Genomic DNA, 26642 nt, shown 5'->3' on the forward strand with positions numbered 1-26642 from the left:
TATAAGATGAATTCATGACGTTAGCACTCTACACCAACGAGTGCTAATTATAGGGACGGGGTTTTACGATTTCAAGACGCGGGGTTTTCCCGGAGGTGAATATTCTTGGATGCGACGGATCGACATCGACGGGATCGACGCCACTTTCACGGGCGATTGTCCCGTTTTTGACGATGCCCGGCCGCCGGGGGTTCCCCGCCTAGCTGGCGCCCTGTGCCTGCCGACGCCTGCCAAACCATGACAAATTCGGCAGAAATCGAAACAGCCCATGCGCGTCGATCCAGCGCGCGTACGCCACATAGACCGGATCGCGCGACAGATGGCGCTCTTCGGTCCACGCCCGCATCGCATAGAGCCCGTTGACGCCCAACAGCAGCAGGCAGTGGCGCAGCGCCTCATCCACCGGCCCGTGCACCACGAAGGGGATGAAGATCAGCCACCACGACAGATTCTTCGCCACATACGCCGGATGCTTGGTCCAGCGATAGGGGCCGTTGGTGATGATGCCGCGATGGGTGAGGTTGGAGAAACGCCCGCCAAAGCTCACGGTGGCCCAGACGTAAATCATGGTCAGCAGCAGGATCGCGCTGCCCCAAATGCCGTAAAGCAGCGGAGACCCCCACAGCCACTCGCCCCATGCGAAACCCGTGTCGTAACGCAGATACTGGCGGCCGATCAACGACCAGAACGGCTCGTAACACGCCAGCGCCACCGCCCACCCCAGCATGGTCGGCTCGGCCGAGCGCAGATGGGTATCGGCAAGGCGCAACGTCAGCAGGTAGCCCATCACCGTCAGACCGACATCGACGAAATAGCACAGGCCGTACAACAGATCGAACCACGGTTTGAAGCCGGAGAGCTGACTGACATCGGCGTTCAGGAATCGGGCAAGGTCGTTGCACAAATAGCCGAACATCAACGGCAGAAAGAACCCCTTCACCAGCCAGCCGAGCAGATGCTGACCGACGATGCGGCGGTCGATGTTGGCCCACTGCAATGTCACGAGTTGGCCAACGTGCCAGTAACCGTCGTGCGGCTGCGGCATCCTGCGGTCGACGAAATAGAGATACGGCAGCGCCAGCACCAGCAATGGCGGCAGTATCAGCGCAAGCATCCGGTAGTAGCGATCGTAGAAGTCGCCGTGATACTCCGGAAACAGCCAGTACAACACCGCGACAAAGCCCAGACTGCCCAACAGGCCCGTGAACTTGACCATCGTGCGGGACCACGACGGAGCGTCACGCTCGAAGCTCAATCCGGTCGAGGCGCGCCGGTAAGTCTTCTGCCACAACAGATCCACCAGCAGCACCGTCGCCGAGGTCATGCCGACCATGAACAGGGCGCTCGCCACCACGTCGTTCCCGAAGGGGTGGTAGGCGCGCAGCAGGATCAACGACAGGAGAAAGGCCGCGAAACCGGCGGCGCCGACCGCGCCGTGTGTCGCCGAGCGGGGCCGCGCCGGCACAGGTCCTTCAGGATTGCCGGGGCCGCCGGGGTTGCCGGGGATATCTCGGTTGCCGCGATCGTCGCGGTTGCCGGGGCTGTCGGGGTTATGGCGTGCGGTGTCGGTCACGGTACCAGTCATGTCGTTCGTCATGTCTTCCGTCATGTCGTCCAATCGGTGGCACTACGGGGATACGATGTTGCTCGTCACGTCCGCGCTCACGACTGATGCCGCCCCCACGACTCCGACCTTCCTGACCTACCCGGGCAGCCCGCGCACGTCGCCATCATAGCGTGGCGCGGCCGCGCATTGGCGACTACTCAAAAGAGGGGATCGTCATCGTAAAAACTGCGTGCTAACGTCAGCCCCGGCCTCGCCGCAAAGCAACACAGGCAAGAACATGCGGCATACAAGCCTCATGTTCCGCCCTGCCCACTGCCTACGCTTCGGAGACCTCTTGCAATGACCGACTTTCGTCCCACCCGCCGGCAAGCCCTGCAATTTGCCGCCGCCTCGCTCGCCACACCGGCGTTGCTCACACCAGCCGCCAACGCCATCGCAGCCGGCCGTGCAGATCTCGACGCCGCCGTGCGCCGCTTCGGCGCCCTCGCACCGCAAACGACGGGTTGTCTCGTACTCGCCGACATTCCGTCCGGTGGCTGGCAGTCGGCCTATGCGCCGGACCGGATGCTGTTCGTCGGCAGCGCGGTCAAAACGTACATCCTCGGGCAGTTTCTGCTCGACGTGGAAACCGGCTACAACCAGCGCTCCGAGTCCCAGCTCTGCGACGTCAACGACGCCGTGCGAACACCGGGCAGCCCGGTGCTGATCGGACTCACCGGACAGACCCAATACCGCACCGCCCTCGAAGCGATGATCTCGCATAGCGACAACTTGGGCACCGACATTTCACTGGCTGCCGTCGGCCCCGACCGCGTTCGCGAACTGCTCAAGCGTGTGGGCCTGCCCACGGCACGCATCCCGGACTCCACGCGCAAGCTGTTCTCGTATTTGGCAGGCGCAGCACCGGGCGTCGACCTCGGCTGGGCCGGCATGCAGAAGATGGAGCGCAACGAAGACCTCGGGCTGAAGCCGCGCACCGACGTCATCAACGATCACGAAACGATGACGAGTTCCGCCGCCGATCTGGTCAAGTGGTATCGGCAGGTGCTGCGCGGAAAGCTGTTCGCAAAACCGTCGTCGCTCACCGAATTCAAGCGAATCTCTGCCATGGCGGATGCGGTGTGGATGGCAGTTCCCGACGGCCTGCTCGCGTACGGCAAGGGCGGCAGTCTCGATTGGGAGAACTTCCACGCGCTGTGCTTCGCGGGCGAAATGCTCGTAGGCAAGACCCCCGTGACGTTCTGCTTCACGTCGAACTGGCTCGACGGTAAGACGAGCGTCGAGCGCACCGGCGAGTTCATCGCCGCCGCCAGCGACGTGCTCAAGGCTGCGGCCAAGGCCGCCGCCTGACCTGCGAAACCACGGCGATCCGCATCAAAACAAAGGCCTGCCCCGCGATCCAAGCGGGCAGGCCTTTGTCATTGCGTCACATCAGCAACGCGTCAGAAGTGTTTCGCCAACCGTAGCGCCGCACTCTGCACCGTCTGCGAAGGCGCGGTGCGCAAGCTGTATTCGGCACGCATCTCCAGCCCCTTGCCCGAGAGCAGTTCCACCCCTACGGCGAAGTTGCCGTAGGCGCGGGGTTGCGACGACGAAATCACGAACGGCGCACTCGGAAACTGCACCAGCGACACTTCGGTACTCACATCGCCTTTCGACGCGAAACTCATCCCGAGCGACAGATAAGGCCGCAACGTCACACCGCGATAATCGAAGCGCCCGCCCACCTCGACGGCGGGACTCAGCACGGCCGTCGTGCGTCCCTGACTTTGCACCGCGAGATCGAGCACACCCGCCCCGCTCTCGCTGTAGGCACCGCTGCGGTCGTACACGACATCGAGATCCGCATAAGGCTTCACATACCAGTCGGCGAAATTCAACTGGTACGACAGCCGCGACCGGGCCCCGACAAAGAAGGCATCGGGCTTGCTCGTCGCTCGCGCGACGGCCTCCGGATAATTGATCGTCCGATTCTGCGTACCGCTCTCGTAACCGCCCAGCACCGCCAGCGCGATTTGCCACGGCCCCATCTGCCGCTTCAACGTCACGCCGCCACGGAAACCGTCACTCGACACATCGAGCGAGCGATCCGACGAGCGCGCATGCGTCACCACATAACTCGCCGAGCCGCCGAAGAACCAGTCCGGCGCAATCTCCTTTTGCGCCCCGAACTGATACGTCACCTGCTGGCTGCGGAAACCGACGTCATCCGCCGTATCGAAACGATCGGCACGCGTGCCGATCACGCGCCCCCACACGCAACTGCCCTCGGACAGCCGCGTGCCCACGCCGTCGAACTGCGGACAGCTCATTAGCCGATTCAGGAAGTCGTAGTTTTCGTGTCCGCGCGAACCGGCGCGCATGAGCGTTGCCGCCCCCGAGAGCACATCCAGCGCCTTGCGGTACGACGCCGCGTCGTTCACATTCGCAAACGGCTGGAACAGCGGCCCCGTATCCACCACCCCCATGTCCCAATGCGTCTGCAGAAAGTTGGCGAACGACGTCTGGTTCGCGTTCAGGGCGACGCCCGCCGGCCGGAAATTGGCGTCGACGGAAATCAGCGGATCTTGCGAGCCGCCGCCGTTGTTTTTCATCTGGTAGTTGAACACGATGGCGGTGCTCTTCGCGACAGCCGTCTCGCCCGTCGGCGCCTGATCGAAGTGACCGATCCCGAGCCAGACGTTCTTCACCGGGTTGTGAAGCACCGGCACCACGCTGCCGCCGAACGTCAGCGCGCCGGACACCACCAGAAAGTCGCTGTTGTGATGCGTGAAATCGAGATCGGGCGCATACACGCCGGTGCCGGTCTGCGAGAACGCACCGTACACATGCGACACCTGAAAGACGCCCGCGCCGCCGGGGCTGAACGTGCCGAAATTCTGAAGTTGTCCCACCGTCACGCTTTGGCCCGCACGCAACTCGCCCCCGGTCTGATTCACGAAGGTACTGTCGGTCGTGAGTTGTACGTTGCCCTGCACGATGCCGCTGTTGTTGACGCTCGCCTTGCCCAACGACTCGATGGCCGTGGCCGCCGAGACGGTGCCCGCATTGTCGATCGTCACGCCATCGGTGTTGATCGCCAGAATGCCGATGCCCGACGTCGCATTCGCCATGACCGTCGCGCCCTTGCCCACCGTGACGCTGATCGGCTTGCCCTCCATGACGTTGTTGCCGGTCGTGCCCGCATTGCCCATACTGATCGCGGCAATGGCGGGGGAGCCAGCACCCATGGCCGCCACTGTCGCGCCCGGTTGCACGCTCACGTCGATCTCGCCACCAGCATTGCCACTCCAGTTCGGCGGGTTCTTCAGCAGCACGCCACCGTCGGTGAACACCGCGCCGCCGCCCAGACTCATCGCGAGAATGGCGGGGGCGTTCACGCCATACGTCACGATGCTGCCCGACGCGCTCACTCGCACGGTGTTGCCCGCCCCGACTGCACCGGACACGTTGGCCAAGCGGACCATGTCCAGACCATAAGTCACGGCAGCCGCATCGCCCGCGATACCACCCCCGCCCCCGACGCTCTGCGCGAGCACCCCCGCCGCGCCATCGCCCTGCGTGCGAATGCCACCGGCAACCATCACTTCGACCGTGCCGCCGTCATTGGCTCCCGCGTTGCTGAACGTGTTGTTCACCGGCGCCAGCGTGACGAGCCCCGGCGCCGTCGTGAGACCGGCGATACCGCCGCCCCCGCCCACGCTCTGTGCGACGACGCCATGGGCATTCTGTCCCTGCGTTTGCACCACGACGTTATTGCCCACTGTCACGGCGACATCCGACCCGGCGCCACCGGTGTCATTCTGCGCACCGAGCGTCAGGCGAGTCACAGGTAGCGTCGACGGCACATCGCCGCTCGTCAATGCCGCATAGCCGCCGCCACCGCCGATACTTTGGGCAAGCACGCCGAAGGAGAGCGCGCCTTGCGTTGCAATCACCGAAGGCGCATTCGCGTTGCCGGTGGCGCTCGACAGATCGACAAGCACGCTGCCGGCGTTGGCAAGCAGGCTATTGTTCCCCGACTGCGATGCGCCCAGCGTGACGACAGATCCCGCGAGCAACGCCGTCATCGACGCGCTCGACGTCAGCCCGGCGACCCCGCCGCCGCCCGAGACCGACTGCGCCAGAATGCCGTGCGACAGCGTGCCGCTGGTGTAGAGGCTGCCGCCGCTGAGGACGTTGACGCTGCTCGCCGTCATCAGCGCCGGCGACATTGAACCGCTCAACGTGCTGCCGAGCGTGATGGTCGGCGCACTGGCTTGCTGACCATCGGCCAGATGCGTACTCGCGTTGCCCGCGAGGCCAACCGATGCCGCCCCGCCGCCGCCCATGATGCTCTGCGCAACGATGCCGCTTGCATCGGCGCCTTGCGTGGCAATCACACCGCCACTCTTGACCACCACGGGATACGGGGCGGTATTGATGCTGGCCAGATTGCCCGCGTAAGTCCCGCCGAGCGAAAGCGACAACGCTGGTGTCGATGCGCCGGCGGCGGTGCCGAAGCTGCTCGAACCGAACGTGTAACTGGTGGCCCCCGCCATCCCGCCGCCACCGGAAATGCCTTGCGCGAGAATGCCCGGTGAGCTGTCGCCGCTTGTCTGAATGTTGCTGGTCGGGTCGCTCGCATCCACGTTCACCTGTCCGGCCACGCCCGCGCTGCCGCCTTGCGAGCCGACACTGACATTGACGTTGTGCTGTGCGCTCGCGAGATTGGAGCCGAGCAGATCGACGATGCGCGTCACTTCGCCGATGATTTCCGGCGCGCTGTCGGGTGCCCAGTTGGCGACGAACGCTTCGAGGTTCTGCGCGGTGGCCACGCCTGCACCGCCCCCGCCACCGACGCTTTGCGCCACGATCCCCGGGGACGAAAAACCTTTCGTCGCGAGAAGGCCACTGTTGGCGATGCTCACAGGACCGCCATTGCCGCCACTGCCTCCGGAACCGCCGACGGCGACATTCGTGCCGACGTTGGGCGAGAGATCGAAGTACGAGCCGACCTTACCTGCGACCACGCCGAGCAGATTGTCGATGCTGGACATCAGGCTCGACACACTCGTCGAGGCCGCCGTCCCGCCCTGACCGCCCCCGCCGCCGATGCTCTGCGCGACGATGGCCGCAGCGCCGTCACCGGCCGTCGTCACCCGCCCCTTGTTGAAGACGCTGGCCCCCACGCCATCACCGCCGCTGCCCCCGGTGCCGCCCACACGAACATCTACGCCCACCGTCAGCGATCCGAACGAGACTGATGGCGGCTGGCTTCCGCTCGCCAGCCAGTTGACCAGCGACTTCAGACTCCCGAGCGCTGCGCTGGGCCCACCGAGAGTGGCGGAGAACGATTGCGCGGTTTCCTGCTGGACGATACCGCCGCTGCCGCCACCACCACCGACACTCTGCGCAACGATGCCCGGCGCGTGATCGCCTGCGGTGGCGACGCTGCCGGAGACCTCGTTGGTCACCGTTGCCACACCACCGAACCCGCCCTGCCCCCCCGAACCGCCAATGGACGCGCCCACGCTGATATTGAACCGGCTACCCGCCGCCGCGATGGTCGACGTGCGCAACGCCGCCGCCGCACTGCCGCCGCCCCCGCCACCGCCGCCGATGCTCTGCGCCAGAATGCCGATGCTCTTGTCGCCTTGCGTCCAGACGCCACCCGCGTTGTCGACTTGGGCGAAACCGCCGTTGCCGCCATCGCCGCCACTGCCGCCTGCGGTGTAGTGCGGGCTCAAGGTGGCCGTCGGGATTTCCGGCCCAAGATCGGGCGCGATAGTAATGGCCGCCGAGCTGGCCAGACCGCCGTAGCCGCCACCGCCGCCGATGCTCTGCACCACCGCACCGTCGCTGGCCGCGCCTTGCGTGGTAATGCTGCTGCCGTTATCCAGCGTCAGGCGGGACGTGCCCCCTTGGCCACCGCCACCGGCGCTGCCGCCATGGCTGACCGACACGCCGAGCCCGACACCTACAGTGATGGCGCTGGCCGACCCGCCAGCGCCGCCGCCACCGCCGATGCTTTGCAAAATAAGGCCGGCAGAACCGGCGCCGGCGGTCGAGATCGCGCCGCCCAGATCCATCGTGGCCGTGCCCCCGGCGCCACCGGCACCCCCATGTCCGCCAGTGGCGATGCCCACGATGATGCCGGTCGTATCGGCGTCGCCACCGTGTCCGCCACCCCCGCCAATGCTCTGAATTAAGGCCCCGGCGCTCTGATCGCCGGTCGTGAAGATCGAACCGTTGCTGTCGGCCTGAATATTGCCGCCCAGCCCGCCGTTGCCGCCCGCGCCACCGCCGATATTCATTAGGCCCTGACTCACGTCGGCCGAGCCTGCGCCGCCGCCCACGGCATGCGCGAGAATGCCGAGCGCGTCTTTGCCTGCGGTCGAAATATTGCCGTCGTTATGGATCGTGACGGCCAACTGTCCGGTGCTGCCGCCTCCGCCGCCGTTGCCGCCGTGGCCCGACCACGGGCCCGCCGCCCCACCGTTGCCGCCCGCGCCGCCAACCACGGATACGCGAATGCCCATCGAGCCGAGGCCCAGCGTGGCGATGCTGCCGGTGTTGGTCACGGAGGCCCCGCCCGGCGTGCCGCCATCGCCGCCGGTGAAGCCGCTGCCCGTCACACCGCCCCCGCCGTCGCCGCCGCGCCCTCCAAGGCTGTACACGGCAATGCCCGGGGCATTGGCACCGTCGGTCGTGATGGCGGCGCCATTGGTCACCGTCACCTGCCCCGAGTTGCCGCCATTCGAGCCCTTCACGTCTGTGCTCACACCCGCCGGGCCGCTGCCGCCGATCGAGCGCGCCAGCACGCCCACGACGCCGTTGCCGTGGGCGGCGACCGTGCCATCTGCGATCGAGACCGTGACGTTGCCCGAGTTTCCACCCCATCCGGAGAGCACGTATCCGCTCTCCGAATCGTCCACGCCAAGGCCGCCTTGTCCGCCCAGCGACTCAGCGCGAATCGCCGCGCCGCCGTTGTTGCCAACGCCCGTCGCCGTGATGCTGGCCCCGCCGCGCACCACCACGCTGGCGTCTCCGGCGTTGCCGCCGACCCCGGCGTTCAAGCCGGGCTGGATGCCCGCGAACGAGGGAATCGTACTCGCCTGACCGTTGCCGCCAATCGCCTGCGCCGACAGGCCGTATCCCACGGCCGTCACCGCGCCGCCGTCGATCGTCAGCCGTGCGAAATTGCCGTCGCTGCCGTTGCCATTGCCGTTCCCGCGGTTGCCCCAAAGGCCGCCATCGCCGCCCTTCGAGAGCACCGACACGCCGGCGCCGTTGCTGATGACCGTGCTGTTGACCAGCCCAAAGTCGACGATACGGCCGAAGCCGCCGTTGCCGCCCCAGTGATCGCGACCGTTGTCGTCGTCGTTGGTGTTGCCGTTGCCGCCGTTGCCGCCGCTCACGTCGACGGCCACGCCGGTGGCACCATTGGCCGAGCGAATGTTCAGGCCGGTGATCGTGCGTTCGACGTCGATTTGTCCGGGCGCGCCGTCGTAGCCGTTGTCGCTGTGACAGCACCCGCCTGCGGCACCGCGATAGTCGAGGAACAACGGCCCCGAGGTTTGAGAGAACGCCGGGCCGGCGAGCATGACGCCTGCGACGCTGCAAAGCGCCTTCAAACGAAGCGGTACCGCCACCTGAGATGATTTGCCTCGCACGCTTGCCCCCGTACTCCGAATCGTGTGCCGACTGACAGGATGCGCGCCGCTCTGCTGATCGCTTTTGATCGTTTTTGGTGCGTTTGGAAAGGCGCGGTAATTTCCGGAGAAACTTAGCACTACGCAGCCCTTGTGCACTATCCCCCGAATTGAGTAAGGGGAGCAAAGGGGAGCCGGGGGGCGCCGCCTCCCCTGTTTCGGGGATGGGCGCCGGTTGCGCCGGCGTGCTAATTTGCGTTATCCGTCGGTCCCTTTCGGTGCCTTGGGTACTTTGTGGTCCTTTTTGATCCTTTTTGGTCCTTTTTCCGCTTCCCCACACCGCCATGTCTGCCAGCACGCCCGTCGTTGCCGAGCCGGTTCTGCCCGGCCCGCTGTTGCTTGTGGAAGACGATCCCGCCACCCAGACGCGGATGCGCAGCATCCTCACGTCCCTTGGCTATACGGACGACGCCGTGCACGTGGCCGGCAGTCTGGCGCAGGCGCGCGCGATTCTGGCCGATCAACCGTTCGCGCTCACGCTCATCGACATGGGCCTGCCCGACGGCAGTGGCATCGACCTGATTGGCGAGCTTCATGCCCGTGATCCGGCGTTACCGATTCTGGTAATCTCCGCGTGGAGTACCGAGCAGATCATCGTGGGCGCGCTGCGCACAGGCGCCACCGGCTATCTGCTCAAGGAGCGCGACGATACGGAGATCGCGCTATCGATTCGCAGCGCGTTACGCGGGGGCGCGCCGATCGATCCGTTTGTGGCCAGACACATCCTCAGCCTTGTCGGCGTCACCCGGCCATCGCAGACGGCCGACGCGCCACCGGCATTGAGCCCGCGAGAAATCGAGATTCTCGGGCTCGTCGCCAAAGGCATGACGAACCGCGAGATTGCAGCACTGCTTTCCATCTCAAGTCTCACGGTCGCATGCCACATCAAGAACATCTACAAGAAGCTGGCGGTCAACTCGCGCACGCAAGCCGTGTTCGAAGCCCGCACGTTCGGCTTGCTGCCCTGACGCTGATTGCGGCGCTCCGGCACTTCCTTCACTTCCTTCACATCCATCGATTTCGGCGACGTCATCTCCTCGCGGTCGTCGGCCTGCTTGCGAGTGCCGCTCATGCGCAGCTACCGGGCGCGGGCACCGATCTTCGTCCCCTGACGTTCGAACGTATCGAAGCCGTGCGTGCCGGTGCCGACTGGCATGCCACGCAGCCGCCCGATACCGGCTGGGAGAGCGTCACGCTGCCGGATGTCTGGAGCACCCGCTGGCCGCACTACGACGGCGTGGTCTGGTACCGGCTCACGTGGCAGGAGCCTTCGCCCGCGCAGGCGCGCGGCTTGCTGCTGGAGTATCTGAATATGGCGGGTGCCGTCTATCTCAATGGCAGCCTGCTCTCGCGCGACGACTCGCTGGTCGAGCCCCTCACCCGCGCGTGGAATACCCCGCGCTACTGGGTGGTGGAAGCACCGGCGCTGCGCCCGGGCGTCAACACGCTGCTCGTGCGCGTGTCCGGGCTTTCGGCCTACAGCCCGGGGCTCGGCCCTGTCGTACGTGGCGCGCCCGCAGAGATTCACGCCCGCTATGAGAAAGAACGATGGGTGCGGCGCGATCTGCAACTGTTCAGTCTGGCCATCACCATCACGCTCGGCATCTTCGTGCTCACGCTCTGGTTGTACCGGCGCGAAGAAACCGCTTACGGCTGGTTCAGTGCGATGTCGTTCACGTGGTGGCTTTACGCCGTCAATCAGGTCGCCACGCGCCCGTGGCCTTGGCTGACGAACGACGCGTGGGAAGTGTTCGTGTCGATTGCCTTTCTGGCGTATTGCGGCTGTTTCACGATGTTCGTGCTGCGCTTCTGCGGGCGCAGAATGCCGCGAATCGAAACGTCGATGTGGACGATATTCGGCATCGGTGCCGTCTGGCTGGTGCTCATGCCGCACCCGAGTATCGCGAGCACGCGCGCGATCTGGGCGGTCATTCCCGGCGTGACGTATCTGGCCAGTTGTATCTTGCTCTTCGCCCTCACGTGGCGCGAGCGGCAGCTTGAACAGCGCGTGGTATCGCTTTGTGCACTGACGTTTGTCATCGCGGGTACGCACGACTTTCTGGTGTTCTTCGGGGTGCTTGCGTCCAACGTCTACTACACGGCGCAGACGTCGCAGGTGTTGATGATCGGCATGGCGGTGGTGCTGGCGCGGCGCTTCGCAGAGAACGCGCGTCGCATCGCCCAATTCAACGACGAGTTGCGCGTGCGGGTCGACGACGCGCGCGACGAACTGGCGCTGACGCTCAATCGCCAGCACGAACTCGAAGTCGCGAACGCGCGTCTGGCAGAACGGCTGAACCTCGCGCATGACTTGCATGACGGTCTGGGCGGTGCGCTGGTGTCGAGTATCGCCGCCATCGAACACGCCCCGCATACGCTGCCGCCAGAACGATTTCTCGGTCTGCTCAAGGAACTGCGCGACGAGTTGCGCATGGTCATCGATACGGCCGCCACGCATCAGAACGGCGGGCTGACGCTGGCCGAACAGATTGCGCCGTTGCGCCACCGGATCACCGTGCTGTTCGAGAGTCAGAAGATCGAATGCGACTGGCGGCTGGAAGGCATCGGGCAATGCGAGCTTAGCGCCGCGCAGTCGCTGGAGTTGCTGCGCATTCTTCAGGAAGCGCTCACGAACGTGCTCAAGCACAGCCGCGCGAGCCGGGTTTGCATCGACTTGCGAGACGAGGGCGAGGCGATCACCTTGCGAGTGGAAGATAACGGCGTGGGGTTTGAGGCTGGCGGCGCGGGTAGCTTGAGTAGCTTGGGTGGTACTGACAGTGACGGCCGTCGCGCTGGCACCGGGCTGCACAGCATGCGCAGGCGTGCGCAGCGCTTGGGTGGCACGATGGCCTTGCTGCGGGAGAACGGCGCGACGGTGGTGCTGGTTCGCGTGGCGACGACGGCGGGCTAGGGGCTAGGGCCGGTTCGCCCTAAGCCGTTGCAGGGTTGCCGGACGCCAGTGCTTTCGCGCCCATCTCATCGGCTTCGCGCTCCAGCCCTTCGTCGTCATTGACGGGCACACCGGCCTTCAACTGCATCGTTGGCCGAACCCGGTCCTGCGCCTGCTGCACCACGTGCCAGGCTTCATGCGGCAGGTGGTGCTCCTGCCCGGGGCCAAGGTGAATGTCGTTGCCCTGTGCGTAAGCGTGGGCACTGAGTTGCGCCGGGGCCGGCGAGTTGTAGTGCACCCGCACATGATCCATGCTCATGCCGGACAGCGACTCGACACCGGATTTGAGCGAATCGGGGAGTCCCGTGCGGTTGATCGGCGCCTGTGCCTGACGCTGCGCGACCATCCGCGGGCTGTTGTCGGCCATGGCCTGCAACTGGCGCAGCCCTTCGGCTTCGGGCCGGTTGTCCGTGAAGTCGGCGTGGCCACCACCGGCTACGGCCGATTTGGCCTGCACGACGCGTGTCGCGTCCTGTGACTGCGCTGGCTTTCGTATCCGGTCGCCCATACCCGTCCCCATGCCCAATCCCCTTACGTCCGAAAAACATCGCTTTGTGGTCGAAACGTCCGGCCAATCATACGGCCCAACGGTGGCAAAAACAAATTTCTGACGGGCGTGCTTGGGTCCCGCTTTGTCCCTGCTTAGGCCCCGCTTTGTCCTCTTGTCCGGGCCGGACCCGGGAGCATGTCACTCAGAGCCGGTACAATCGTGGAAAAATATCTCCGGCAACCTTTCGTGATGACGTCCGCTTTATCTGTCCGACCTGTCCGATCCGTGTTCTCCGCGCGTCCTGTTCTGGGTTCTCTCGCACTGGTCCTTCTGCTGGCCGGTTGCGCCGCCAGCCCGCCGCGCCTCACGGCACCCGCCGCCCCGCCGGCAAACGCCGCCAGCACCTCCCCTGCAACGCCTTCGCCCGCCGCGACCGACGCCGCCAGCGCCGCGCCCGCCGCCCTGCCGTGGTGCGTTCAGACGTCGCTGCGCGAAGAAGACGACCTGATGCGCAACTTCGGCGGCATCCCCGCCGGTGTGCGCCGTATCGAAGAAACCCGCTTTATCGCCAGCTACGATCGCACGACCGGCAAGGTCGGCCCGCTCGATAACGGCAATCGCTTCGTGATGGAATTCGATCCGCAGGGACATCTGCTCGCCAGCACCGATCGCGGGCGCTACACGTACGCGGCCGATGGCCGGCTGCTGAGCGTCGATGGCGCGTCAGTGGCATGGCAAGGCGCCGACGAATGGATCGTGAACGGCGCCGCGCGGCGCGGCACGTGGAAGGAGCAAGTGCGTCTGGAAGGTGAGCGCGTCGAGTGGACCCGCCGCATCATCGTCGGCGCCAACGGCACCCATCATCGCCGTCAGGGCAGCTTGCAGGCGCGCCTGTTCGACGACGAGTGCTTCGTACTCTCGCGGCAATGGGAAGCGCCCAACGAAGCCCGTCAGATCGTCACCGCCGACGGCAAGGTGCGCCCGGCCCCCAAAGTCGTCTCTTATCGCACGTTTGCCAACGTGGAGCGCAAGCCCGACGGCAGCCGGATCGTGCGCGACACCGGCGCCGCCGCCTTCATCGACGGTCAGTGGCTGCCGCTCGCGTGGGATAACGAAGTCTCGGAATACTCGCCGCGTCACGAACTCATGCGCGTCACGCGCACCGACGCCGCGACCGGTGAGCGTCACGTCTCCGAGTATCACTATCGCCACGACAAACGCGGCAACGTCGTGCGCGTGGTCATTACCTCGCCGTCCGGCACGGGCGAAAAGGTCGATCCGTTTGCGAACGTCTTCGTGCGCAAGCTGACCTATTTCGATCCAGTCACGCCGGTCGCCACCGACAAGCCCACGGCACCGGGTACCGCCAGCGAAAGCACGCCAGCCCCGGCGGCAACATCGGCACCTTTGGCACCTTTGGCACCTTTGGCACCTTTGGCACCTTTGGCACCTTTGGCACCTTCGGCATCGGAACCCGTCGCCGGCAAGCTTACGTCGGCAGAGTAAAGCGGAACGTCGCGCCCTGCCCTGCATGCCCCGCCTGACCAGTCTGCGCGCTGGTTTCCACCAGCGTGATGCGGCGGCCATGCAGTTGCAGGATGCGATGCACGATACGCAGGCCCAGACCGCCCTCGCGGCGCGCACCGCCCACCGTGAAGGGCCGCTCGAAGAGGCCTTCGCGCGCACTCTCCGGAATCCCCGGCCCAGTGTCGCTCACCCGCACTTCGATATCCGCCCCGGCCGGGGCCACGGCCACCACGATCTCACCACCCGACGGCGTGTAACGCAGCGCGTTCTCCAGCAGATTGGTGAACACGCGTTCGATCAACCCAAGATCGGCGCGCGCGGCCGGCACCTGCGGCGCGAGTTGCGCCCGTAATGCGACGCCGCGCGACTCGGCGCTCAATTCGAATTTCTGGAACACATCCTGAATCAGGTCGGTCACCGAGAACGGTTCGGCTTCGGGCTGCACGAAACCGTGCTCGAGACGTGCCAACTCGAACAACGACTGCGCCAGCGCGCCCACCTTGCGGCTCTGATCCAGCGCGATGCCCAGATAGCGCCGCCGGTCGGCCGGTGCCAGCGTGGCATCCTTGAGCGACAACGTTTCCAGATAACCATGCAGCGACGACAGCGGTGTGCGCAGATCGTGTGAAATATTGGCGATCAGTTCACGGCGCTCCTGATCCTGACGCGTCAGCGTGCGCCACTGCTCGCCCAACCGGTCCACCATTTGCCGGAATGCGCGCTCCAGCACCACGATTTCGTCGTTCGGCCGCGCCTGTTGCGACGCCAGCTCATCGGCAGACACCGCAGGCAGCGCGGCCGGCGCCGCGTCGATATCGAACTCGCGCACGGTATCGGTCAGTCGGCGCAGCGGACGCGTAATCCACGCAAACGCCGCCAGACCGGCAATCAGGCACAACGCCGCGACCAGCCCGATCGACCACAACGCGGTACTGAGCGCGGCACTTGTCGCGCCGCGCGCCGCAAAGCGGTCGTGCGCTTCGCCCAACAGCACCACGTAGATGTAGCCCACTTCCTGCCCGTTCACTCGCAACGGCGCCGCACTGAAGACCTTGCGCACATCGGTGTTGCGCGGGTCGTCACCATAAATCGGCAGCGCTTCGCCATCGATCAGCCGATGCACCGGCGCCAGATCGATCTGCGTGCGCCGCAGATGTCCTTCCGGCGCCGCGTGCCCGGTAATGCGCCCCTGTTCGTCGAGCAGATACACCTCGACGCTCGGGTTGACCACCATCAGTTGCCCGAACAGGTTTCGCACGGCGTCCGGCTTCATGCCGTTCGCATCCATCAGTTGCGCGTTGGCGGCAATGTGCTCGGCCAGCCCCCGCGAGAGGCCCTGAATCACTTCGGCCTCGTGCATACGGTTTGCCCGCACCTGCAACCATGCCGACGTGCCGCAGCACACCAGCAGCAGCGCCGCGAACACCAGCGACAGCCGCTGCGTGAGCGTGAGATTCCATTTGCGCGTCATCATGCCGCCCCTGCGTCGGTCGGATTGCCTTCGGGCGTCGCATCGCTGGCGAATTTGTAGCCACGCCCCCAGACCGTGAGAATGCGGGCCGGCTGGGCGGGATCGGCTTCGATCTTCGCGCGCAGACGGTTGATGTGGGTATTGACGGTGTGCTCGTAACCCTCGTGCTGGTAGCCCCAGACGGCATTGAGCAGGTCCATGCGCGAGAACACTTTGCCCGGCTGGCGGGCGAAGAAGTACAACAGGTCGAATTCGCGCGGCGTCAGGTCGAGCAGCTTGCCGCCCAGCGTCGCCTCGCGGGCGATCGGATCGATAAACAGGCCCGCCACCGCCAGACTGCCCGCTTCCATGCGGGCGTTGCGGGCGAGCGCATCGACCCGCCGCATCAGCGCCTTGACCCGTGCGACTAACTCCAGCACCGAAAACGGCTTGGCCAGATAGTCGTCCGCGCCCAGTTCCAGCCCGAGAATGCGGTGCACTTCGCTTGCCCGGGCACTGGTGATGATGATCGGCGTGTAGCGGGTCATTTCCCGCGCGCGGCGGCAGATTTCGAGACCATCGACACCCGGCAGCATCAGGTCGAGAATCAGGGCGTCCCAACCACCTTCGGACAGGCGCCGCAACCCCTCATCGCCATCGGCGCAATGCACGACGTCAAAGCGTTCGTCGCGCAGGTGCAGCGTGAGCAGATCGGCGATATGCACGTCGTCTTCGACGAGCAGGACACGGCGCGGCGAATCCATCGTAGGGGGAACTCCCGGGAAAGGTGGGTCTGGGTGACCTCATTGTGCGCAGTTCAGGCCCTTTGAGGTATCACGAATTGTTTAATCTTACGTGAGGACTTTGCCATCACGGACGCACTACCCTTCAGTCATCGATCCGGCCCCGGATCAGCCCACTCACCGGAGGATGCCATGAAGTTGTCCGACCAGACGCCGTCCCAGAAGGCCGCCCAGCCCGTCGCGACTGCCCGCAGCACGGCCGCCAGCACGGCCGCACCGGCGACTCGCCAAACGACGTCGCGCCGCCTGTTCCTGCTCAGCACCACGGCCGCCGCAGCCGCCGTGGCTGTCGGACTCGTGCCGCGCCTTGTACGCCCGGCCCGTGCCGACGATGCCCGGCGCGCCAGCGCGACCGAGCACTTCGAAGTGGCCTACAGCGACGCCGAATGGCGCAAACGCCTGACACCCGGCCAGTACGAGATTCTGCGTCAGGAAGGCACCGAGCGCCCGTATTCGAGCCCGCTCAACGACGAACACCGCACCGGCACGTTCTTCTGCGCCGGTTGTGCCCTGCCGGTGTTCTCGTCGCGCACCAAGTTCGACAGCCATACCGGCTGGCCGAGCTTCTGGACGCCGCTCGACAACGCCGTCGGCACCCATACCGACACGAGTTTCGGCATGACCCGCACGGAAGTGCACTGCCGGCGCTGTGGCGGTCATCTGGGCCACGTCTTCGACGACGGCCCGAAGCCGACCGGTCTGCGCTACTGCATGAACGGTCTGGCCATGACGTTCCGCCCGCAGCCCGCTTAATCGCCAACGGGCAACACGCTGGCAAACCACTCGCAACAAGCGGTCGACAAACTAACAACACGCTAATCCTCCGGCCCCGCCGGACCACGCTAAAGGAGCGTTTTCATGACCTTGCTCATCCTCGCCTATCTCGGCGGGATCCTGACCATCGTCAGTCCATGCATTCTGCCGGTGCTGCCGTTCGTCTTCTCGCGCGCCGGACAGTCGTTCTCGCGCAGCGTGCTGCCGATGCTCGCCGGTATGGTGCTGATGTTTGCGCTCGTCGCCACGCTCGCCGCCGTCGGTGGCAGTTGGGTCGTGCAGGCCAACCAGTACGGCCGCTGGCTCGCCCTCGCGCTGGTCGGGTTGTTCGGCGCCACATTGCTGTTCCCCAAGCTGTCCGAACGCCTGACCCATCCGCTCGTCTCGCTGGGTGACCGGCTGTCGCAGTCGGCCCAAGGTGACGGGCAAGCCAGCGACGGCGCGACCGCGGGTACCCGTCCGGGCGCCTCGTTCCTGCTGGGCATTGCCACTGGCCTGCTGTGGGCCCCGTGCGCCGGTCCGATTCTCGGGCTGCTGCTCACCGGTGCCGCGCTGCAAGGCGCCAGTGTCGGCACGACGCTGCTGCTGATCGCGTACGCCGCCGGTGCCGCCACGTCGCTCGCACTGGCACTGCTCGTGGGCGGCCGGGTGTTCGCCGCCATGAAGCGCTCGCTGGGGGCCGGTGAATGGATTCGCCGTGTGCTCGGCGGCCTCATGCTCGCTGGCGTCGCCGCGATTGCGCTCGGCCTCGATACCGGTGTGCTGGCCCAGCTCTCGACCGCGTCGACGGGGGGCATCGAACAGAAGCTGGTCGACCAGTTGGGTGCCCGCCGTGGTGTCGGCAATGGTGCCGGTGCAGGCGATGCCGCCGCCGCTGAAACGGGCGCTGGCAACACCAACAACGCCATGACGCGCACCGCCGCGACCGAACCGGCGCCGTTGCCGGTCGAAGGTCAGTTGCCGTCGCTCGACGGTGCCGTGCAGTGGCTCAATTCGCCGCCGCTGACCGCGCAGGCGCTGCGTGGCAAGGTCGTGCTCGTCGACTTCTGGACGTACTCCTGCATCAACTGCCTGCGCACGCTTCCGTATGTGAAGGCATGGGCGCAGAAGTATCGCGATCAGGGCCTCGTCGTCATCGGCGTACACGCCCCGGAATTCGCTTTCGAGCGCGATATCGGCAACGTCAAGAAGGCCGTTCATGACCTCGGCGTCGACTATCCGGTCGCCATCGACAACAACTATGCGATCTGGCGCGGCTTCAACAACCAGTACTGGCCCGCGCACTACTTCATCGATGCTCAGGGACGCGTGCGTTATCACCACTTCGGCGAAGGCAACTATGCCGAATCGGAGCGCGTGATCCAGCAACTGCTGCGCGAAGCCGGTGCCACGCAGGTGGCGAGCAGCATCTCGGACGTGCAGGCGAGCGGCATTCAACAGGCGGCCGATATGCGCGACGTGCGCTCGCCCGAGACTTATGTCGGCTACGAGCGGGCCGAGAACTTCGCGTCGCCGGGTGGGGCCGTGCGCAATCAGGCGAACGACTACCGCGCGCCGTCGACGCCGTCGCTCAACGCATGGGGTCTTGGCGGCTCGTGGAAAGTGGGCGCAGAGCAAGCAACAGCCACGCAGGCCGGCGCCCGCATCGTCTACCGCTTCCATGCCCGTGACCTGCATCTGGTACTGGGCCCGGACGCCAATGGCAAACCGGTGCGTTTCCGTGTGACGGTCGATGGTCAGGCCCCCGGCGATGCGCACGGTACCGACGTAGCGGCCGACGGCACCGGCACGGTGACCTCGCAGCGGTTGTATCAGCTCGTGCGCCAGTCCGGCGACGTGAGCGACCGCACCTTCAGCATCGAGTTTCTTGACCCGGGTGTGTCGGCTTATGCCTTCACGTTCGGTTAATCGAATCGGGAGTCCTCAGATGAACAAGCATCATCCGCAACACAATGCTCCGGCTACCCCCGCCACGCCGGCCACGCGTGCCCCTTCTGCCACCAAGCGCACGACTGCACTGGCCTCAGGTCTGCGCCGGTCGCTGCTGGCAGCCGCAGCCGTCGCCGCCGGTGTGCTCACATGGCAGGTTGGCGCTTACGCGTTCGGCGGTGCCGAGCCGGCCGTGTCGATCGCGGCCCCCAAACTGGACGAGCCCGCCACTGGCGCACGCACCGAAACTGCGGTCTTCGCGGGCGGCTGCTTCTGGGGCGTGCAAGGGGTCTTCCAGCACGTGCAGGGCGTGACGAAAGCCGTCTCCGGCTATGCGGGCGGCACGGCGAAAACGGCCGACTACGAAACCGTGAGCAGCGGCAGCACTGGCCACGCCGAGTCGGTCGAAGTCACGTTCGATCCGCAGAAGGTGTCATACGGCAAGCTGCTGCAAATCTACTTCTCGGTCGCCCACAACCCGACCGAACTCAATCGTCAGGGCCCGGATAGCGGTACACAATATCGCTCAGCCGTGTTCCCGATGAACGACGCGCAGCGCCGCGTGGCCGAAGCCTATATCGTGCAACTCGACGCCTCGCACGCGTTCTCGAAGCCGATTGCGACGAAGATCGAGAAGTACACGGGCTTCTATGCCGCCGAGGGCTACCATCAGGACTTTCTAACCGAGCACCCGACGTATCCGTACATCGTGATCAACGACCTGCCCAAGGTGAAGGACCTCAAGCGGATGTTTCCCACGCAGTATCGCGATACGCCGGTGCTCGTGAAGACGGCGTCAGCGTCCTAAGTCCCCTTACTTCGGCTCGTCCGCCAGTTTGTACACGCGCAGACGGTGACCGTCGGGATCGGACGCCACGAACGTGCGGCCGAAATCCATCGTGGTGGGCGCTTGCAGAATCGTGATGCCGCGAGCGCTCCAGTCCACATGGGTGGCGTCGACCTCCGCGTTGGACGCCACCGGCAGCACCACTTCGCTGCCGCCCGGCGGCGCAATCACGGTCGGCACCACCGTGTGCTTTGCCCACAGCCCCAGCTTCAGTCCCGACGGAAACACGAACAGCGCGAAACCCGGCGACGTGTCGACCGGTTGACGGTCGAGCAGATCGGCGTAAAACGCAGCGCTCACAGCGGTATTGGCAACATACAGAATGACCATATTCGGATGCAGCATGACTAGCTCCTGTCGATTTGGATAACTGACGTATTCACTCACGTATCAACTGACGTTTCTCACGCACCGGACATCTCGGTGTGCGTCGTCATTGCCCGTATCGTAGAAGGACATGCTGTCAGTTTTTGTCAGTAGTCGACAGACAACTTACCGTCATTTCCTGTCACTCTCCGTGCCGCCCCGTCGTCTCCCGCCACGCCTTGAGCAGTGAGCGGCGGCCGCGCGGATAACGCGCCGCCGACACGGTCATCGCCTCGATGCGGTCGGCGCGAAAGTGCCGGAACCCGTCGCGCAATTCGCACCACGCAACGACCATGCGCACGCGCTCGAAGAAGCCCAGCGCGAACGGCCAGATCACGCGCTCCGACGTTTTGCCGGCTTCGTCGCGATACGCCAGTTGCAGCTTGCGCTCGGTGCGAATCGCCTCGCGAATGACGGTCAGATCGACGGTCATCGGCGGCAGCGGATCGCCCGGACCGATGAGCAGCGTCGACGCTTCGAGCGACGCGCGCAAATCGGCCGGCAGCACCGCGGCGATCTTCGCGAGCGCGTTGCCCGCCGCATCGGCCAATGCGCCATCCGTACGATTGGCCACCCAGCGCGACCCCAGCACAATGGCTTCGATCTCCTCTTCGGAGAACATCAGCGGCGGCAGCATGAAGCCCGGCTTGAGCACATAGCCCAGCCCCGGCGCGCCTTCGATGTGCGCGCCCTGCGCCTGCAAGGTGGCAATGTCGCGATACAGCGTGCGCAGGCTCACGCCCAGCGATTCGGCGAGCGACGCCCCCGCCACCGGATACCGGTGACGGCGCAGCAGTTGCATCAGAGAGAAAAGACGTTGTGTGCGGGACATGGCGCGCATTATGCGCCCGATCAGAACGAAAAAAGCGCACGTTCAACCGTTCGGTCGAAACGTGCGCTTCTCCATCATGGATCACGACTGTAGCCCTGACCCTCGTTACACTTGCCGCGAATTACTTCTGCCGCAGTTGCTTGACGATTTCCGAGTTCACATCGCCGGGCTGACCGCCGTAGGCCACGCGCAGGTAGTTGGTCAGTTCGGAAATCTGCGCGTCCGTCAGCCGCTTGTCGAAACCGGGCATGTCCTGCATGGCTTCGAGCCCCGGGAATTTCTGCGGCTCGATACCGTCCAGAATCGCCACGATCAGGTTGCGCGGGTCCTTCTGACGCACGGTCGAATTGCCCAGCATCGGCACAGCAACGTGCGGCTTGCCCGTACCGTCCGCCGCGTGACAACCGGCACATACCGCGAGGTACATGTTGCGGCCCGCGACGAGCTTGCTGGTATCCGGACTCGCCGGCAACGGCGTCGGTGCCGGCGGTGCATCGCCCAGCAGGTAGGTGCTCAATGAGCGCAGGTCATCCGGCGTCAGATACTGCGAGCTCAAGTGCACGACCGGATACATCTCGCCAAAGGCAGAGCCCTGCGGCGCGACACCCGTGCCGAAGAACGTCTGCAAGTCCTTCAACGTCCAGCCACGCGCAGCGAGCGCTTCGGGCGTCAGGTCCGGCGCAGCGATACGGGCGAGTGCGGCACCGCCGAGCGGCTTCGCGCTATCGAGTTGCCCGAACGTGCCGCGCGGCGTATGGCACTCCGCACAGTGACCGAGCGCATTGGCAAGGTAGCGGCCGCGCAACCAATCGGCAGACTGGCCCTTCGATGCATCGGGCAACGTGTCCTTGAGGAAGATCCAGTCCCAGAAGCGCATGCCGAAACGCATGTTGTACGGGAACGAGAGATCGTGCTTCCGATTGGCCACGGCTACCGGTTTCACCGACATCAGATAGGCGTAAATCGCATCGCTGTCGGCACGCGTCATCTGCCGGTACGACGTGTACGGCATGGCCGGATACAGCACCTTGTCCGGCGCTTTGCCATCGTGCAGCGCGCGATAGAAATCGTCGGCCGTCCAGTTGCCGATGCCGTTGGTCTTGTCCGGCGTGATGTTGGTGCCGTAGAACGTGCCGAACGGCGACTTGAGCGGCACGCCACCGGCAAACGGCGCACCGTCGGCGCTCGTGTGGCATGCCGCGCAATCGGCCGCGCGCGCGAGGTATTTGCCGCGTGCAACCAGTTCCGGCGGTGCCGGGTTACCCGGCGTCATGACGACGGCCGTTGCGTTGCCGGTTCCCGCAGCACCGGCAGCCGCCGAAGCACCGGACGCCGGCGCATCGGCCGCCATCGCACTCGTGACGAGCGACGGCATCATCGACGTCTTGGGTTGCGGCGGTTGCGACGGCTGCGAAGGGTCGGGTGGCTTGGGCGACGTCGAGTCGTTGCACGCCGCGAGCAGCAGCGCGGCCGCGACGCAAACTGCACTGGCGCCCACGCGGCTTAGTTGACTCAGCTGACGCAGCGAAGCCGGCAGGGACGAAGAGGTGACACGATTCAGGTTCATGGCGTGTCCTCTCACTTCGCGTCGGTCAGGCAGCCGGGCGTCTTCAGAATGACGTCGCGCACGGCCTCGTAATACCGCACATACCCGGTGCAACGGCAAATATGATCGTTGAGCCCTTCGGTAATCGCAGCCTCGAGATCGGCGCGCGCCACCGGTTTGCGTTTCAGTTTTTCGATGAGCACCGTCGCTGCGTTCACGAAACCGGGGGTGCAGTAGCCGCACTGGAAACTGAAGTGATCGAGAAACGCTTGCTGAATCGGGGCCAGCGTCACTTTGCCGTCGGCATCGTGCGTCGCATGGCCCTCGACCGTTCTCACCGTCTTGCCGTCGAAGTAGTTCGCGCCGGTGATGCAGGTGCGCACCGTTTCGCTACTGCCGTCGGCGTGATCGACGATCACCACGCAGGCGTGGCAAATGCCTTGTCCGCAGCCCAGACGCGAGCCGGTCAGCCCAAGCGTCTCGTGCAGGTAATCGATCATCATCAGCCCGGCCGGCACATCGGTCGGCCCGTGCGAGACGCCGTTCACTTTCACCGTGACGGGCAATACGTCCCAAGGCGCTTTGCCGTTGCTGGCGGCAGCGGCCGTGACAGGCGCTGCCTGCGCCGGCGCACCACTTGCTGCGGCAGGTGCCGAGGCACCATCGATCTGCTGTGCTGCACCCGCTGCCGCGCTGCTCGCGGCGTCCGACGCCGCTTGAGGGGCGTTTGTCGTGTCCGTCATGCCAGTACCTCCTGGATCTTCTCCGGTGTCACCGGCAAGTCAGTAAAACGATGGCCGATCGCATGCGCGAGGCCGTTCACAATCGCGCCCACCACGGGAATCATCACCACTTCGGCGATGCCCTTGGGCACATCGGATTCGGAAATTGGTGGCAGCACTTCACCGGTCTGCGTCCACACGGCCACATCGGTCGCGCGCGGCAGGTGATACCGGTTGAAGTTCCACGTGCCGTTGCCCGGCCCGTCCTCATAGAGCGGCAGGTACTCGTGCAACGCGTGGCCGATGCCCATGGCGAGACCGCCCTGCAACTGACCGGACACCAACTGCGGCGAAATTTGATTGCCGCACTCCATGATGGAGTGGTGCGTGAGCAACTCGACCTTGCCCGTCGCCTCATGCACCGAGAGTTCGACCAGCGTGCCGACGGCGCTGTAATACGTCACCGCCGCGTTGTTGCGCTGCACCGGCGGATAAAACACCCGCTTGCGGTCGATCACGCGATAGCCGGTGGCTGGCGTCGGCGCTGCGACCTGCATGGCAGAAGCGTTCGCCGCACGCGCTGCAGCAGCCGATTTCGCCGACGCATTGCTGTTGCGATGGCTGCCCTTGCCGGCCGGCGCTTGTGCCGGTGCGGCTGCGGGTGTGGATGCCGGAGCCGCAGCCGATGCATTGGCACCGCCCTTGCCGAAGCGCAGCGCAATGCCGTCGACCGGCAGGCGCTGCGTCGTGCCGTCACCCAGATCCCAGTCGGCTTCCGCCCACTGCCAGCGGTTGAATACGTGCACGGTCGCGCCCGTCACCAGCCCCATTTCGTGGGCCGTCTTCGCGATCATGGCCAACGGCAACGCTTCCATGCCGGCGGCCGAGAGCTTGCCCTCGACCCAGCGCGCATCTTCCACGCGCACCACGAGCGGAGCCGCCTGACCACCGCCTAGCCCCCGGCGCCAGATCGACAGCGCCGCCGGCCACAACCCTTGCATGAACAGCAGTCGCGCCGCTTCACGCGTGCTGTGCGTGAAATAGAACGCCGAATTCGTCGCGCTCGACGGCGAGGCGTAACCCGGCGACCAGCGCGGGTTTGCCGCCAGTTTGTCCTGATCGCCCTGCGACATCAGATACGGATCGCCGCTCGTGACCACCGGCAACTCCGGCCAGTCGGTGATGGCGATGTGCACGTCGGTGGCCGGCATGCCGAGCCACTTGGCGACGGCCACGGCCTGAGACGTCGATGTCCCCGTGCCGATTTCGGCCGCCGTGTGATGCAGGCTGATCTTGCCCTGATCGTCGATCTCCACCCGTGCGAACGAGGTCTCTGCGCCGGTGCCAAAGTCCTTCTGCACGCACGCGAAGCCCACGCCGTAGCGGCGGCCCGGATGCGCCGCTTCGTACTCGGCCTTCTTCTTGTCGCGCTGCGTCCAGAGCGGATGCGCCTTGGCTTTCGCGAGCACTTCATCGACGCGCACGGCACCCGCAGGGATCGCGCCCTGTGTGTTCTTCATGCCGGAGCGAAGCGCGTTTTTCATGCGAAAGTCGATCGCGTCCAGCCCCAGTTGCGCGGCCATCTCGTCGATCATCATTTCGGTGGCCGCCATCGACTGCAACGTGCCGTAGCCGCGCGCCGAGCCCGCGTCGATGGCGCGCGACGCAATCGCCACGCTCGCCAGATCGCTCTGCGGGAAGTAGTAGATCGACTGCGCTGCCGTGGCGCCCACCATGGCGACCGACGGCGAGAAGTTCATGCGCCCGCCGCCGTTGCACTCCATGTCGGCCGCGAACGCCTGCAACAGACCGCTCGTCTTGTCGACACCGATGCGATAACGCATCGTGAAGGCGTGGCGTTTGAGCGAGGTTTGAAACTGTTCGTAGCGGTCGTTAGCGAGCCGCACGGGCAGTCCGTCGCCGTACATCGCCGCGGCCAACCCGTAGAACGGCATGTTGTAGTGGTCTTTCGACCCGTAGCCGACCGTGTAGCACGGGTACACGATCAGGCGCTTAACCGGAAAGTGCCCCTTGGCCACCATGGCGGCCGCATTCTCGGCCACTTCGGACGGCGACTGCGTGGGCACGACCATGTGCAGCGTCTGCGTGCTGGCGTCGTACCAGCAGTTGGCGTTATCGGGTTCGAGCGCCGCCGTGTCGACGGACTGCGTGCGGTACTCGCGCGACATCACGAGCCAGTCGCCCGGCGGGTGCGTCAGCGACTCGCCGATCTTGCCCGCGTAGGCCATGCCCTGCTCGTCGAGCTTGCCGTGATCGTTGCCGTCGGGCCACACCGGCAGATGCTTGCGCATCATGCTCGGGAAGATCGGCGCATCTTTCAGGCTCGAATAGACATCGTCGTCGTAGGCCGTCTTTCCGCCCACGCGCACGAAGCGGAAGGTGCCCCACGGGTCACGTTCCAGCGGGCCGCTCACTGCGCCGTAGCGAATGATTTCGTCGTGGAACTTGAGCTTGTCCTTGGCGAAGCGAAAACGTGCGAAGTCGTGATAAATCAAAATCGCCACGGCATGGCCGAGATAGGCTGGCGTCTTGCCCGCAGGCAGCAGCATGTCGTCGCCATAAAACTCGGGGAATGCGACACCGTCGCGCGCCAGATCATCGGCCGTCACCACGCGATCGGGCTTCAGCCCATCGTCGAGGCGCGAGAGATCGAAACCGAGATAGGGCCGGTCGGCCTGCGTCGCGCGCAGCACAAACGCATGCGCCTGCTGTTTCGGCCAGCCGGGCATATCGGCCGCACGGACGTCGCGCGCGAAAATCTTCGCGCCGGTGACTTTGGCCGTGCCGTCGATACGGAATTTGGCCTGGCCCGTGGCGGCATCCCACGCGACCGGTGTGAGGTTCTTGTCTTCGAACAGCGCGGCAAATGCGCGGCTGCCGAGCGGGGCGATGTAGACCGAAATGCCCGCGATCACCGAGGCTTTCAGAAAGCCGCGTCGCGACAGGGCAAAGCCTGAAGGACTTGAGGTATCGGGGGTCTGGGGTGCATCGGAAGCAGCAGATGAGCGAGCATCATCGCTCGACATTGCCGCTGGCGGACAGTGTTTTCTTGGCAGGCGCGGCATAAGCGTTCCGTCCGTCGGCCGGGGGTACGGCCTTCTTGTTTGGGGGGACGTATCACCAA

General features: G+C 65.4%; 17 protein-coding genes. 7 read left to right on the forward strand and 10 right to left on the reverse strand.

Features of this window, described 5'->3' with window-relative positions; genetic code table 11:
* Window positions 1–199: 199 nt before the first annotated feature.
* On the reverse strand, window positions 200–1609 hold the full coding sequence (locus PIN31009_RS22260) for a methyltransferase family protein (RefSeq protein ID WP_150791605.1): 1410 nt from the start codon (window positions 1607–1609) through the stop codon (window positions 200–202).
* 297 nt (window positions 1610–1906) lie between these two features.
* On the opposite strand from PIN31009_RS22260, the gene PIN31009_RS22265 reads away from it, so the two are divergent.
* On the forward strand, window positions 1907–2917 hold the full coding sequence (locus tag PIN31009_RS22265) for a serine hydrolase (RefSeq protein ID WP_150791606.1): 1011 nt from the start codon (window positions 1907–1909) through the stop codon (window positions 2915–2917).
* 92 nt (window positions 2918–3009) lie between these two features.
* On the opposite strand, the gene PIN31009_RS22270 is transcribed toward PIN31009_RS22265, so the two are convergent.
* Window positions 3010–9153, reverse strand: a complete 6144-nt coding sequence (locus tag PIN31009_RS22270) for an autotransporter outer membrane beta-barrel domain-containing protein (protein WP_174997336.1) — start codon at window positions 9151–9153, stop codon at window positions 3010–3012.
* A gap of 392 nt (window positions 9154–9545) precedes the next feature.
* Between PIN31009_RS22270 and PIN31009_RS22275 the strand changes: the two genes are divergently transcribed.
* Both PIN31009_RS22275 and PIN31009_RS22280 read left to right on the forward strand, forming a co-directional pair.
* The gene (locus tag PIN31009_RS22275; RefSeq protein ID WP_150685015.1) at window positions 9546–10229 is read left to right on the forward strand and encodes a response regulator; all 684 of its coding nucleotides are present in this window, start codon (window positions 9546–9548) and stop codon (window positions 10227–10229) included.
* On the forward strand, window positions 10139–12172 hold the full coding sequence (locus PIN31009_RS22280; protein WP_150791608.1) for a sensor histidine kinase: 2034 nt from the start codon (window positions 10139–10141) through the stop codon (window positions 12170–12172). The genes PIN31009_RS22275 and PIN31009_RS22280 overlap by 91 nt, the downstream gene beginning before the upstream one ends.
* A 19-nt stretch (window positions 12173–12191) precedes the next feature.
* On the opposite strand, the gene PIN31009_RS22285 is transcribed toward PIN31009_RS22280, so the two are convergent.
* Window positions 12192–12731 carry an eCIS core domain-containing protein gene (locus tag PIN31009_RS22285; RefSeq protein ID WP_174997338.1) on the reverse strand — a complete coding sequence of 180 codons (540 nt, stop codon included), beginning with the start codon at window positions 12729–12731 and terminating at the stop codon, window positions 12192–12194.
* A gap of 255 nt (window positions 12732–12986) precedes the next feature.
* On the opposite strand from PIN31009_RS22285, the gene PIN31009_RS22290 reads away from it, so the two are divergent.
* Window positions 12987–14207, forward strand: a complete 1221-nt coding sequence (locus PIN31009_RS22290) for a hypothetical protein (protein WP_150791609.1) — start codon at window positions 12987–12989, stop codon at window positions 14205–14207.
* Here the strand turns inward: PIN31009_RS22290 and PIN31009_RS22295 are convergent.
* Window positions 14191–15699 (reverse strand): sensor histidine kinase, encoded by a 1509-nt coding sequence (locus PIN31009_RS22295; RefSeq protein WP_150791636.1) that lies wholly within the window; start codon window positions 15697–15699, stop codon window positions 14191–14193. The two genes, PIN31009_RS22290 and PIN31009_RS22295, sit on opposite strands and share 17 nt — an antisense overlap.
* The gene (locus PIN31009_RS22300; protein WP_087691620.1) at window positions 15699–16442 is read right to left on the reverse strand and encodes a response regulator transcription factor; all 744 of its coding nucleotides are present in this window, start codon (window positions 16440–16442) and stop codon (window positions 15699–15701) included. Before PIN31009_RS22300 ends, PIN31009_RS22295 begins: the two co-directional genes overlap by 1 nt.
* Before the next feature lie 171 nt (window positions 16443–16613).
* On the opposite strand from PIN31009_RS22300, the gene msrB reads away from it, so the two are divergent.
* From msrB to msrA, 3 genes are all read left to right on the forward strand, one after another.
* Window positions 16614–17234 carry a peptide-methionine (R)-S-oxide reductase MsrB gene (msrB, locus tag PIN31009_RS22305; RefSeq protein WP_174997340.1) on the forward strand — a complete coding sequence of 207 codons (621 nt, stop codon included), beginning with the start codon at window positions 16614–16616 and terminating at the stop codon, window positions 17232–17234.
* 105 nt (window positions 17235–17339) lie between these two features.
* Window positions 17340–19163: a cytochrome c biogenesis protein DipZ gene (locus tag PIN31009_RS22310; protein ID WP_150791610.1), complete on the forward strand. Its 1824-nt coding sequence runs from the start codon at window positions 17340–17342 to the stop codon at window positions 19161–19163.
* 19 nt (window positions 19164–19182) lie between these two features.
* Entirely contained in the window at window positions 19183–19992 is an 810-nt protein-coding gene (gene msrA, locus PIN31009_RS22315; RefSeq protein ID WP_150791611.1) for a peptide-methionine (S)-S-oxide reductase MsrA, read from the forward strand.
* 6 nt (window positions 19993–19998) lie between these two features.
* Here msrA and PIN31009_RS22320 read toward each other — a convergent pair whose 3' ends face one another.
* The 5 genes from PIN31009_RS22320 to PIN31009_RS22340 form a co-directional block, all read right to left on the reverse strand.
* Window positions 19999–20376: a VOC family protein gene (locus tag PIN31009_RS22320; RefSeq protein ID WP_150685018.1), complete on the reverse strand. Its 378-nt coding sequence runs from the start codon at window positions 20374–20376 to the stop codon at window positions 19999–20001.
* Between the two features lie 163 nt (window positions 20377–20539).
* A complete protein-coding gene (locus PIN31009_RS22325) occupies window positions 20540–21229 on the reverse strand; it encodes a helix-turn-helix transcriptional regulator (protein WP_150791612.1) in 690 nt (229 codons plus the stop codon).
* A gap of 121 nt (window positions 21230–21350) precedes the next feature.
* Window positions 21351–22607, reverse strand: coding sequence for a c-type cytochrome (locus PIN31009_RS22330; protein ID WP_150685115.1), 1257 nt, complete (start codon window positions 22605–22607; stop codon window positions 21351–21353).
* 200 nt (window positions 22608–22807) lie between these two features.
* Window positions 22808–23518 carry a (2Fe-2S)-binding protein gene (locus PIN31009_RS22335; protein ID WP_150791613.1) on the reverse strand — a complete coding sequence of 237 codons (711 nt, stop codon included), beginning with the start codon at window positions 23516–23518 and terminating at the stop codon, window positions 22808–22810.
* Window positions 23515–26544, reverse strand: a complete 3030-nt coding sequence (locus tag PIN31009_RS22340; protein WP_246185807.1) for a xanthine dehydrogenase family protein molybdopterin-binding subunit — start codon at window positions 26542–26544, stop codon at window positions 23515–23517. The genes PIN31009_RS22335 and PIN31009_RS22340 overlap by 4 nt, the downstream gene beginning before the upstream one ends.
* Between the last annotated feature and the right edge of the window lie 98 nt (window positions 26545–26642).

Source organism: Pandoraea iniqua (genome assembly GCF_902459685.1).
Classification (GTDB): domain Bacteria; phylum Pseudomonadota; class Gammaproteobacteria; order Burkholderiales; family Burkholderiaceae; genus Pandoraea; species Pandoraea iniqua.